9 protein-coding genes are annotated in these 12,027 nt (G+C 46.1%); all 9 read right to left on the bottom strand.

Going from position 1 to position 12,027, the window contains the following annotated elements; all coding sequences use genetic code 11:
- Positions 1-236: 236 nt before the first annotated feature.
- Positions 237-686 (bottom strand): chemotaxis protein CheW, encoded by a 450-nt coding sequence (locus tag NC994_RS04285; RefSeq protein WP_190434491.1) that lies wholly within the window; start codon positions 684-686, stop codon positions 237-239.
- Between the two features lie 7 nt (positions 687-693).
- The gene (locus tag NC994_RS04280; RefSeq protein ID WP_190434486.1) at positions 694-3,738 is read right to left on the bottom strand and encodes a hybrid sensor histidine kinase/response regulator; all 3,045 of its coding nucleotides are present in this window, start codon (positions 3,736-3,738) and stop codon (positions 694-696) included.
- Between the two features lie 288 nt (positions 3,739-4,026).
- Positions 4,027-8,346: a PAS domain S-box protein gene (locus tag NC994_RS04275; protein WP_190434483.1), complete on the bottom strand. Its 4,320-nt coding sequence runs from the start codon at positions 8,344-8,346 to the stop codon at positions 4,027-4,029.
- 24 nt (positions 8,347-8,370) lie between these two features.
- Positions 8,371-8,829 carry a chemotaxis protein CheW gene (locus NC994_RS04270; protein ID WP_190415837.1) on the bottom strand — a complete coding sequence of 153 codons (459 nt, stop codon included), beginning with the start codon at positions 8,827-8,829 and terminating at the stop codon, positions 8,371-8,373.
- Positions 8,830-8,897: 68 nt separating this feature from the next.
- Positions 8,898-9,257: a response regulator gene (locus NC994_RS04265; protein ID WP_190415835.1), complete on the bottom strand. Its 360-nt coding sequence runs from the start codon at positions 9,255-9,257 to the stop codon at positions 8,898-8,900.
- Positions 9,258-9,836: 579 nt separating this feature from the next.
- Entirely contained in the window at positions 9,837-10,325 is a 489-nt protein-coding gene (locus NC994_RS04260; RefSeq protein ID WP_190434480.1) for a DUF202 domain-containing protein, read from the bottom strand.
- 95 nt (positions 10,326-10,420) lie between these two features.
- The gene (locus NC994_RS04255; protein ID WP_190434478.1) at positions 10,421-10,900 is read right to left on the bottom strand and encodes a paraslipin; all 480 of its coding nucleotides are present in this window, start codon (positions 10,898-10,900) and stop codon (positions 10,421-10,423) included.
- Between the two features lie 173 nt (positions 10,901-11,073).
- Positions 11,074-11,565, bottom strand: a complete 492-nt coding sequence (locus tag NC994_RS04250; RefSeq protein ID WP_190415832.1) for a YajQ family cyclic di-GMP-binding protein — start codon at positions 11,563-11,565, stop codon at positions 11,074-11,076.
- A gap of 43 nt (positions 11,566-11,608) precedes the next feature.
- Positions 11,609-12,019 carry an MAPEG family protein gene (locus tag NC994_RS04245; protein ID WP_190434474.1) on the bottom strand — a complete coding sequence of 137 codons (411 nt, stop codon included), beginning with the start codon at positions 12,017-12,019 and terminating at the stop codon, positions 11,609-11,611.
- Positions 12,020-12,027: the final 8 nt, after the last annotated feature.

The following is a 12,027-nucleotide window of genomic DNA, read 5'->3' as shown; positions in this document are numbered from 1 at the left end:
AAAATTAAATTTGAGTTGGATAAACCTGAATTTTGCGATTAGCCAGGAACTTGATTTTCATCAGCCATGCACGTTAGCGCTATATAGAGCGCCAGGGAAAAGTAAGCGCAGAGATCCAAGACTTAATAAATGAATTAGGATTGCTATCTAGACAGTAATTTAAAACGCGAGAAAACCTAACATCTGCATAGTTTACGCTATCGCTTATCCATCTAAAAATACTTAATTCTGCCTACTTATAGGCGATCTAAATTGAGATAGAATACGAGACCACCCTCAGGTGCGTGGATAATTTGTTCAATAGCGACGGGTAAATCTTCGGGTTGATAAAAAGCTGGAATTTTCTCAAATTTTTCTTCTGATACTTCTAATATTTTAGGCATTTCAGAGACGGGAATGCCTAATTTTTCTTTTTGCTTGATGGTGCAAACAATTAGATACTGGTAGTCTGTTTCGTGGGATTTTAGAAATAGCGCTGATAGATCGATAAGCGCGATCGCTTCCTGTTCATATTCCATTAACCGGCGACCATTGGTTAGGGCAGCATGGGGTGTAAATGCTTTGAGAACGCGCTGTACTCGGTCAATTGCGATCGCGTACTGTTCGTTTCCCATCTGAAACGAAACCAGTTTCCGCTTGGCAATCCGAGTTGAGACGAGGGCTTTAGTCCGGAATCGGCGATTCATAAGTTCTTTAATGTTTAATTAATTTAGCGATCGCTTCTAATAACTGAACCTCGTTGTAGGGTTTAGTAAAGTATTGAATCGCTCCTAACTCTAATGCCATCTGGCGATGTTTGAACCCACTCCGGGAAGTCAACATGGCAACGGGAATTGAGGCAAATTGAGGTTGAGATTTCAGATTTCGCAACAGTTCAAATCCGTCCATCCGGGGCATTTCTATATCGGCAATGATTAAATCGCAGTTTAAGCCTTCCTCTAATTTAGATAAAGCGTCTTGACCATCTTTGGCTTGCGCGACTCGGTAACGGGCGCGAATTAGCGTTAGCGAGAGTAACTGCCGAATCGTGTAAGAGTCATCGACGACCAAAATTTGGGGTTGAGAACTTCCTGTCGGGGCAAGGAGTGGCGTGCTATGTCGTGTCCCTAAATCTGATTTATTATCAACTGAAATTGTGGTGCCGCTTTGAGTATAAAATTGCCCGATGAGATCGTCCACATCTAAAATCGTCACGACCTGACCATCTCCCATAATCGTGCAACCAACGATCCCGCGAGGCTTTGAGAGGGGAAGCGGAAGGGCTTTTACCACGACTTCTTGTTGACCAATGAGACGTTCCACGACTACAGCGAGAACACCTTCACTGGAAGCTAAAACCATTACCGGGATATAGTCTTGGGCAATTGGGTCGGGAGAGGGGCCGTCGGGATGGGGGACACTATAGTGGAGTAATTCTTGCAAACGCACCAAGCGGATAAATTCTTCTCGCCACCACAACATGGTCTGCGTCCCAGCCATTTGAATCTGATGCCCTTGAATGTGGAGAATTTCCTCTACGGCGTCTAGAGGGATTGCCACCGTATTACGATCTGCCTTAACCATTAAGGCATCGCTGATCGATAGCATGAGTGGTAACTTCAGGATAAAGCTAGTACCCTTGCCCGGTCGTGAATCTACTTTGACCGTCCCCCGTACCTGCCGCAGATTGGTGCGAACCACATCCAGCCCCACCCCCCGACCAGAAAGTTCCGTGACCTCTTTAGTGGTGCTGAAACCAGGCCAGAAGAGGAATTCGTAGAGGTCGGCAATTGATAGTTCGTCTGCTTGTTCGGCTGCCACAAAGCCGCCTGCTACGACTTTGGCGCGGATGGCTTCTGGGTCAATTCCCCGTCCATCATCAGTAATGGTAATGATGGTTTGTCCGCCTTGGTGAAAGGCTTCAATTTCGATTTGACCGCTGGGGGGTTTCCCCAGGGCGAGGCGGGCTTGGAGCGTTTCGATGCCGTGATCGAAGGCATTTCGCACCAGATGCACTAGGGGGTCGCGCAGGGCGTCTAGCAGGCTTTCATCAATGGTGGTGTCTCGTCCCAGGAGGAGGAGATTAACTTCTTTGTTGTGGAGGCGACACAAATCTCGCAAAGCGCGAGGGAGGTGATCGACCGCCCGACTGAAGGGGACGACTCGCAGTTGCATGACGCGCGATCGCAACTGGTCGGTGATCCGCCGGAGTTGATCGGTGCTGCGTTCAAATTTCACCGCGATTTCGTCAATCTTCGTTCCCGATAGCGCGATCGCTTCGGTCGTTTCAATCACAGATTGAGCGGTGGAGTGAAATTCTGTATATTGATCTAGTTCCAATAAATCGAAAGTCGAAGGCAAAGATTTAGTAAAAGCAGTTGTGGTTTTTACGCGATCGCTTTTGCTATTTTCAGTGCTAAGGCGGTCATATTCTTCTCGGAGCTGCGTTCCAAATTGATTTAAAGCTACAATACTCTTCCGAATGCGCTTCGCTTCAGTGCGTAGTTGAGTTTCTTGTAGTTCCAAATTTGTCCGGTTAATCACTAATTCGCCCACCAAATTCACTAATTCGCTTAAGCGTTCTAGATCTACGCGAATCGTCGGGCGTTGCCAACCTGTGGGGGAAGAAACAGGTGAGGCTTGAGGGCTGGGTGAGGGCTGAGGAGAGAGGACTGAGGACGGAGGAGAGAGGACTGAGGACTGAGGAGAGAGGACTGAGTGAGGACTGAGGGCTGAGGAGAGAGGACTGAGTGAGGACTGAGGACTGAGGGCTGAGGCTGGTGTCGAGGAATCCTCAACTGGTAATTCTGGAGTGGAGATGGCTGGTTCCTCAGTCCTGAGTCCTGTCACCTCAGTCCTATTACTGAAGGGTGTCGAGGAATCATCAACTGGTGATTCTGGAGTGGAGAGTATTGGTTCCTCAGTCCTCAGTCCTTTTGGCTCAGTCCCATTCAAAGGCTGTATAGTAATGGCTTCTCCCTGCAATAGCTGAGTGCGGGCAGATTGCAAGTTTTGGGCAATTTCCCATCCCTGTTTTTGGAGGAGTTCTACACTCAGATGAGGGGTATCGATCAAAGTTCTCAAATACTCAACAATTTGCCCAAATTCTGCCAGTTGCAGCATCCCAGCTACCCCTGAAAGTTGGTAATAAACTTGGTTAAGTGTCGCTATTGTTTGCTCTAAAGTTTCTAATTTAACTTGAGAAAGTTCCGTTTCCAAATGGTTAAAAACCGGAAGTAAATCTTGTTCAAAAATCCTTTTAATAGTTTGCAGGTTTGCCCGATTGTTAAGGCTAGAGCCATTACTGGAAGCAGCGGGCTTAGCATACTGATTTTCTAGCTGGGCTAGAATTTGGGCGATCGCTTCCACTTCAGCTACAGAGGTTGCCTGCATTGTTGCTCCATTATCCTTGCCTTCCGGCTGACAGACTTGGTTGGCGATGGTTCTCAGGAGATCGACCCCTTGCAGCAAAGCGGTAATCGTCGTTGGATTGATTTGGGATAAATCAGCGCGATCGCGCAGAATTGCAAAGCTATCTTCCAGGCAATGAGCCGCTGTCGATAAGGTTTCAAAACCAAACATCAAAGCCGAACCTTTTATCGAGTGGGCAGCTCGAAATAGGTTTTGAACCGCTTGCGATCGCGCTTCAACTTCACTGCTGCTTTCTATCAATAAAAGATTGGCTTCTAGGGATTGCAGGAATTCTTGAGTTTCAGTTACAAAGATACCGATTAGCTCATTGAAATCATCCGAATTCATACTTTTTTCCTTTAAATAAGTCAGCCTTTAGACGTAACTTTGGATTTTATTTAATTCATCCCCATCTTTGTGACAATGCTATATATCAAATATGCTAATTATTGCTTAATTGTTAGTTAAAAAACTTGCCTAGTGTAAACATAAATCGGAATGGTATTAAATAAAAAAATGAAGTTATTAATTTTAATTACTCCATTTGATTGGTCTGGCATTTTTCTGTTTCCCTCCGGCACCCCTCGCTAAAAAGCGATAAGGGATGCCGGAGTGAGGTTCTGAATCTTTGACTGCTTATTGCGAGCGGAAGTTTGTCACTGAACTTTGGAGTTTATTCACGACAACAGCTAACCCACCAAGTGAATTCGTTACGTCTTCAGCTTTTTGGGCAGTGTTGGTAGAAATAGCGTTCACCTGCTTCACGCTGCCTGCAATTTCTTCTGCCGAAATTGTCTGTTTTTGAGCAGCACGAGTAATGTTTTGTACCAAAGCATTAATTTCGCGGCTGACTTCAATAATCGCAATCAGATTCGTCTTGGCAGCTGCGGCAATGTGCGTTCCTTCAACAACTTGTTGAGTACCGGATTCCATTGCCCTCATCACCCGACTAATTTCATCTTGAATTGTTTTCACAATCTCTGATATTTCTTCGGTTGCTGAGGCAGAGCGTTCTGCGAGCTTGCGAACTTCCTCCGCTACGACTGCGAAGCCTTGCCCTTGTTCTCCGGCGCGTGCTGCCTCAATTGTGGCATTCAATGCCAGCAAGTTTGTTTGAGAAGCAATTTGAGAAATAGATGTTACAATTTTGCCAATTTGTTGCGACCCTTCGCCTAGACGTTTCATCATTTTTGAAGTTTCGGCAATCGTTTGGCGGAGTTCGTTAATTCCATCAACTGTACGGTCTACAGCTTGTCCTCCCATTTCTGCTGTGGTAGCAGCTTGCTGTGCCACTTGTTCGGCTCGTTTTGCAGCATCTGAGACATCTTTAATCGAGTTGAGCATCCGCTCAATTTGTTTTAAGGTGGACTCAATTTGCAAGGCTTGGGTACGCGCTTGCTGTGCGAGTTCGTTAGTGTTACCAATCGATGCCGTTGTAGCTTGATTAGCTTGTGCCGCTGCATCTTGGATATTAATGACCACTTTCCGTAAAGAGGTGACAAGGTAGTTGAAAGAGTCTGCTAATGCTCCTAAGATGTCATTGGTGACTTGAGCTTTAACCGTTAAATCTCCCTTGGCTGCACCCTTAATTTCACCCAAAAGCTTGACGACTTGTTGAGTTAGAGAATCTGCCTCAATTTTTCGCTCTTCTGCTAATTTGATAAGTCTATCAGCCGCTTCTTTTTGCTGGGTAATGTCGAAGCGAATCCCGATATATTTGATGATATTGCCATTAGTGTCAAAGATTGGGGACACTGTAGTGTCAACCCAATACAAAGAACCATCTTTGCGCTTATTTTTGATTTCTCCTTTCCATACACCGCCCCGATAAACCGTAGCCCAGAAGTCTTGGAAAAAGGATTTCGGGTGGTAGCCAGAGTTAACGATGCGATGGTTTTGCCCCATTAGTTCTTCCTGGGTGTATCCAGAGATTTGGCAGAACCGCTCGTTAGCATAGGTAATGGTTCCTTTTAAGTCGGTTTCGCTGACAATCGCCGATTCATCAAGGGCATTTTGCCGGTTTTTCAGTTCTTGCAGCAGGCGTTCCTGCTCCTTGGCGAGTTGTTGTAAACGTTCTTGGGCTTGCTTGTCGCTGGTGATGTTGCGACAAACAATCGCCCCGCCTTTGAGGACACCGTTGTCGTCCTTCAGCGGTCTGCCGTTAATTTTTGCCCACAAACCTTCTGGTATACCAGGATGACGAGTAAACATCTCTACGTCGTCAACGGCTTCGCCTCGGATCGCTTTTGTCATCGGTAAATCTGCGGTTGGGTAAACGGTCACGGTATCGGGCAAAAACAAGCCATACTGCGTTGACCATCGATCGGGGGGGGCATCTCCTGAACCCAATCCGAACATTTTCTCCGCAGCGGGGTTGAACAGTAAAAACTTTCCGGTTTCATCGGCGACGATGACTGCCTCACCCATACTGTTGAGTACTAATTGCAAGATACTGGTTTGCTGCCGAAGTTCAGCCGAGGAACGAGCCAAATCTGCTGCTGTTCGCTGTAAATCTGCTTCCGCTTGTTTGCGATCGCTAATGTCGGTGCAGACGCCAATCCACTCGCGGATACTACCATCTTCTGCCAAGACGGGAATCCCGCGAACCCAGAAGTATCCATAGCTGCCATCTGCGGCTCGGATACGATACTCAACCTGATAGAGACTTTTCGTTTCAAGGGCTTTAGACCAAATCTGGGCAGTGCGATCGCGATCTTCTGGATGCACGGCGTCCATCCATCCCCAGCCTTTCACTTGTTCCTTGCTTTGACCTGTAAGCGCTCTCCAAGCTGGCATATCAACCACTTGTCCTTGGGCATCTGTCGCCCAGACTATCTGCGAGGTGGCGGCGATCAATGAGCGATACCTTTCCTCGTTCTGACGGATGGTTTCCTCAGCAGCTTTGCGCTCAGTAATGTCATTGTTGATTTCTAGGATCGCTTTAGGCTGACCGGATTCCTCCCGTTGCAATGTCCAGCGACTCGCGACAACGATCTGTGTCCCATCGCGCTTGGTGTGGATGAGTTCACCTTCCCAGCGTCCATCCCGCAGGCACGCGGCTTTAATTTCCTCGACGGGTTGGGGAAAGATGGTTTTTAAAAATGCGTGGATGTATTGCCCTACGGTTTCTTCCTTTGTCCAGCCGTATAGTCTTTCTGCGCCTTGATTCCAATAAGCGATGCGATCGTCGAGATCCCGAAGCATTATGGTGTCATTGGCTAAATCCAGCATCTGCACCTGTTGCTGCAATGCTTCTTCTGTCCGCTTGCGATCGCTGATGTCGGTGGAAATCCCACAGAGGGCGTAAGTAGTTCCTGTCGAATTTCTTAAGAGAAACTTCGTGGAAAGGTAGGTGTGGAGTCCGTCATCTTGAGGTGCAACCTCTTCCATTTCTAAAGAAGTTCCGGTTTCAAGTACCTGGCGATCGTTGGCACCATAAGCATCAGCGATTTCTTTCGAGAAGAAATCGTAGTCAGTCTTGCCAATAACCTGCTCTTTGGTCGTGTGGAAGAGGCGTTCGTACTGGCGATTAACCAGAATGTAACGACCTTCCAAGTCTTTGAGATAGATGACGGCTGTGTAATTGTCGATGATTGCCTCTAGGCGTTCTTGACTTTCCCGAAGCGCTGCTTCTGCTTGCTTGCTTGAGGTGATGTCACGGGCAATGCAGTACATCACTTGATTTTCAGCAGCCGCGTTCGCAGTCCACGCTAACCATCGGTAGGAGCCATCTTTACACCTGTAGCGATTTTCAAAATACAGTACTTGCGAACCAATAGTCAGTTTTTCGGCTTCGGCTAAGCTCTTGTCTCGGTCATCTGGATGGATAAACTCAATAAACGGTTGAGCCAAAAGTTCCTCGACCGCGAAGCCCAGGATTCTTGTCCATGAAGGATTGAGGCGCTTAAAGGTGCCGTCAAATCCGATAATACACAGCAGGTCAAGAGAGAGAGTAAAGAAGCGATCGCGTTCTTGATTCGCTTCCGTTAATTCTGCCGTGCGCTCATCGATGCGTTGTTCGAGTTCTTGATTCAGATTGCGAAGTTCTGCTTCTGCCCGCTGGCGTTTGATATCAATGCCATTCAGGTTTCGAGAATTCCACCAAATCAGAACGGCAAAAACAATAATATTCAAGCTACCTAAAACCGAGATGGCGATCTCGGTTTCCAAAGACTTCGCCCGGTACCCGGCTAAGATTATCCAACCTAAAAGTGGCGGAATCCCAAGTACAGCCGGTGACATCCGCCTCGCCATCATACCCCCTGCATTCTGGCTGGTGACAACTGCCATCACCCCTCGATCTGGACGAGCAAACAGAATGCCGGTGCTAAGAAGCGCAAATCCCACTGCTGCGTGCAATGCCATCTGGGTGTAAGAGCTAATCCCATAAAGGGATTTCACACCATAAAGGTAGCCCAGTACCCCCAGCAAGGCGACTGAGAATGCCGCTAAGCTAAGAATTTGAGCGGCTTGATAATTAATATAGGGGCCGAGAAACAGCAGTAGAGCCACCCCCAACATCAAAAAATTAAGGGCAGTATTGGGAGCCATCCGACCAGGGGAGGAAGTGCCAAAGGTGTCTGACGACGCCTTGAACAGAAGTTGGTCAATGCCGAAATCCCACCCCAGAACATACTGCATCAGTGTCAGCAAACCGACGATCGCAACGATCCCCGCAAACCATTGTCCCCAGCGGCGCTTCGACTCGTCAGCGGGATAACGGTGCCACAACCACAACGATGTACCGCTGAGGATAAAACACACCGCTGCGTTTGCTTTCATCGTTACCAGACCTGGCAAGATGCTTTTCAGGATGGGAATGTTAAACATCCAACCTAGTAGTACCGCACAACCGATTGCAATGACTGCTATAGTGGCTTTTTTAGATAAGGATTGAAGTGTCCCGATGAGGTCGGAAGACTGAGGCACCTCTATCGGCTGATATGAACTTTCCATCTTATGGCTCCGGCAATCTATGATTTACCAGCGATCCGAATGCGCGATCGCTTCTACATCCACAATCATGAGTAAGCGTCCCTGACAGTCATATAAGCCTCGCAAAAAAGGAGCCAGTTCCTCACTCACCTCTGCTGCCGAGACAATTTGATCGGGATCGAGAGATAGCACACCCTCGACATGAGAAACTGCTAATCCCATCCGCATCGATGGGAGATTGATATCGCGCGGGTCGGGCGCTTCTACGACTAAAATCCGACTCCGAGCTTCGTGACTTTCCACAGGGTCGGCACCCATGAACCGACCAAAATCTGCTACTGCCAGAATTTCCCCTCGCAGATTGGTTAAACCCAATAAAAAAGGAAGCGTATTCGGAACAGCGGTAATGGTCTGATCGCCCAAAACCAGCACTTCTCTGACTGCTGTTAGTTCGACTGCAAACAGGCTCTTGTCTTGACCAAAGAGAACGAATTGGCGAGGCATAAACAATTAAAAATGTAAAATTAAAAATTATAATTATTGATTAATTTTTAATTTTTAATTTTTAATTCTTAGAGAAGGCGTCGCACCAGATTAATAAACTGTTTCGCCTCAAGTGGCTTACTTACATAAGCATCGGCTCCCAGCTCGATTCCCCAAGCTTTATCAATCTCTGTATTTTTTTGCGTACAAAACACGACAGGTAAGTGTTTGGTTTCCTCGTTCTCTCGTAACTCCCGCACCACTTCAAATCCGTTCATTCGTGGCATGACCACATCCAATATCACGAGGTCGGGTGGCTTCTCCTGGATGCGAGCGATCGCTTCCTCTCCATCACTCGCTCTCACCACTTCCATCCCCGCTTCTTGTAAAATTCGGCAAATCATCTCTAGTTCAGTCGGCACATCATCGACGACTAATACTCTCGACATCGCAACCCTCACAAGTATTTATTGTTAACTCGATTCTATCTGAGTCTATTCCCGCTCAAAAAGCCTCAGTATTTTCACCGAAACATCTTTTAATATTGTTCTCATTTACTGAAAAATAAACCTTGCCAAAGTTCGTTTCCGTCCCAAGAAATTTAGCTGTATTGTTAAATATTTGTTGCTTCAATTTACATCTTGCACCAGAGCCGGTTCAAATAGAATTCGCAGCGATGCAAACTAAGCTTTCCTGCACCAAATCACGTTAAATCAAGAGTTTTAAACCCGCATCTCATCTGGTTCTTGTATGCCTATATGTGATTTGAATCACCGACTTAAAAATAATCCAAACTCGTAGTTAAATATCCCATCACATCTATTGAATGCTGAAAACTTAATTAAGTTTTCAGATTGATATCCTTAAAATTATAAAACACATAAATAAAATCGCAGGATTTCACCAACCCTGATTTTCAAACCCCTTAATTCAAAGTAAAGTTTTTTAGACTTTCAAAAACAAACTTTACGATTTTCAAATAATTTTGATTCACTTTTTTGATGCAAATAAAAAGAAAGGCACTTTTTCTAAAAATTTTGATGCTTTACAGTTTGTGCAAAAGAGGCAGCAGGCTGCTTAAGCTGGCGATAAACTTTACCACTTTTGCTAGAAGAGGGAGTATGAGGAACGGGTAGCTGTCGCCAGAGGAGGACAGGGATACTGAGGACACCTAAAATCATCACCACTCCAGCCGTTATCCAGACAAACAGACGATTTGCCTGATAATCGCTACGCTCAATTTGCCAAAAAACCTGGTTGTAGCGCCATGCAGCAAAGGCAATTAGGACAATGCCAGCAACCACCAGACTGATGCCAAGGCTCTGGGAACTGATGAACGAGTGAGAAGTGCTATCCTGACCTGTGACGGCGGTTTGCAGTTGCTGTAGAAATAAACCAAAGCGAGCTAAAGCAAACCCAAATCCAATCAATGCAATCGAGGTACGCAACCAAGCGAGAAATGTCCGCTCATTGGCTTGATGCTCTCGCTGGCGGTCGATTTTTGGTTGTTTATCCATTTCTCCTCTGGCTCAGACATTAGCAGGTTCTAGTCTTAATTTCAGCAGCTTTCCCAATTTCAGAGGCTCCAGTATTTTTCTAAAAAAGCAATATCCTATTGGACACGGGTAATCTTGATCCCCCAATTCGCAACCGCCTCATTTAATTGCTGCAATAAAGTTTGAGCGATTTCGCTTCTAGAATGAACCGCTTGCTCTAGCTTAATTCGACCAATTTCAGAGCGCAGGATAGAGATAACCAAGTTTTTTAACGCTATCTCAATATTTTCAACAGTGTAATAAGTGCGTTCTAAATTTAGGATGCGCCAATACACAATTGCATCGACTTCTAGGGACACATTATCTTTTGCGATCGCTGGCTGGCGCTCAATTTCCAAAACCTGTTCGCGGGTTGTATTCTGATAGACAATCGTATCGAGCCAAGGCAAGATAAAGTGGATACCTGGTTTCAGCGTTCGATGGTATCGACCCAAGCGCTCTACTAAGGCTTCATTACTTTGACGGATAATTTTGACAGAGTATCCCAGCACGTAACCAATGATGACTGCACCAAGAGCAGCAAGGAATAACTTCATCTGTATTGTCTTGCTGGGATATTTTCACAAAGAAATTGGGCTTTTATTTTTAGAATGATGTTAACTCAAGGGCACTGTTCACCCTAAGTTTTAACCACTCCAAAAATGCAGAGAACAACCAAAATTTTGCGTATTTTTGCAAAACCTCCGCGTTATTTGCGTTTAAAAACCGTTTAGCGATAGTTATTAAATTGCAAAGCAACCGGATAATCTTCCTGCTTCAAGCGTTGAATTACCAGTTGCAAGTCATCTTTGGATTTAGCAGAAACTCGCACGGCATCACCTTGAATTGAGGGTTGCACTTTTTTAATTTCGTCCCGAATTAGTTTGGTGATTTGTTTAGCGATTTCCTGGCTGAGTCCTTTACGCAGTTTGATTTCCTGCCGAATGCGACTACCACCCGCTGATTCAGGTTTGCCATAATCAAAGATTTTCAAGCTAAGGTTGCGCTTGGCAGATTTAATTTGCAGGATGGTATGAACAGCATCCAAGGTAAATTCGCTATCGGTGCTAATTGTAATAACGTCGTCGCCTAATTCAAGGGTAGTTTTAGTGTCTTTGAGGTCGAAGCGGCTTTTTATTTCCCGCTCAGTTTGGTCTACGGCATTGACCAATTCTTGCCGGTCAAAATCGCTGACAATATCAAAAGAGTATGTAGAAGCCATAAAGAATCGTTAGTGGTTGGCTAAATTGATATTAGAAAAATCGCTAATTGCTATTGGCAGAAAGTAGGCTGAGGGCAAATAAGGTGCCGCTGCTCAGGGTACCGATGCCGAACATCAGCGATCGCGCGATTGGGACATTGAGAATATAAAAAACGGAGTATAATGACCGGGCAACAACGAAGGCGATCGCTGCGATCGCTGCCAAGGGCGAATCTACACCTGTCACATAAGCCATCAGGGCTGCCGCCGCAAATATCATAAATGCTTCAAACGAGTTTTGGTGCGCCCAAGTGGCTCGTTGTCCGTAGGGAGGCAGCTTATCAAACATGGCTCGCGGAGCCGCCGTGTCATACCCCACAGTCACACGGGCGTAACCCACCACCAAAAAGGGGATATAAATCAGAACAGCGGCTGCGGCAATGCAGTCGAGCAGAATAGCAGGTACTGGGATCATAGCTTTAT

It is taken from the genome of Trichocoleus sp. AS-A1 (assembly GCF_039962015.1).
Classification (GTDB): Bacteria; Cyanobacteriota; Cyanobacteriia; order Cyanobacteriales; family FACHB-T130; genus FACHB-T130.
This window is presented reverse-complemented; position numbering and strand designations above follow the sequence as displayed.

Excerpts from the sequence above, each read along its gene's own strand:
- NC994_RS04285 (WP_190434491.1), bottom strand. The coding sequence starts at position 686 with ATGAATCGCCGATTCCGGACTAAAGCCCTCGTCTCAACTCGGATTGCC.
- NC994_RS04280 (WP_190434486.1), bottom strand. The coding sequence starts at position 3,738 with ATGAATTCGGATGATTTCAATGAGCTAATCGGTATCTTTGTAACTGAA.
- NC994_RS04275 (WP_190434483.1), bottom strand. The coding sequence starts at position 8,346 with ATGGAAAGTTCATATCAGCCGATAGAGGTGCCTCAGTCTTCCGACCTC.
- NC994_RS04270 (WP_190415837.1), bottom strand. The coding sequence starts at position 8,829 with ATGCCTCGCCAATTCGTTCTCTTTGGTCAAGACAAGAGCCTGTTTGCA.
- NC994_RS04265 (WP_190415835.1), bottom strand. The coding sequence starts at position 9,257 with ATGTCGAGAGTATTAGTCGTCGATGATGTGCCGACTGAACTAGAGATG.
- NC994_RS04260 (WP_190434480.1), bottom strand. The coding sequence starts at position 10,325 with ATGGATAAACAACCAAAAATCGACCGCCAGCGAGAGCATCAAGCCAAT.
- NC994_RS04255 (WP_190434478.1), bottom strand. The coding sequence starts at position 10,900 with ATGAAGTTATTCCTTGCTGCTCTTGGTGCAGTCATCATTGGTTACGTG.
- NC994_RS04250 (WP_190415832.1), bottom strand. The coding sequence starts at position 11,565 with ATGGCTTCTACATACTCTTTTGATATTGTCAGCGATTTTGACCGGCAA.
- NC994_RS04245 (WP_190434474.1), bottom strand. The coding sequence starts at position 12,019 with ATGATCCCAGTACCTGCTATTCTGCTCGACTGCATTGCCGCAGCCGCT.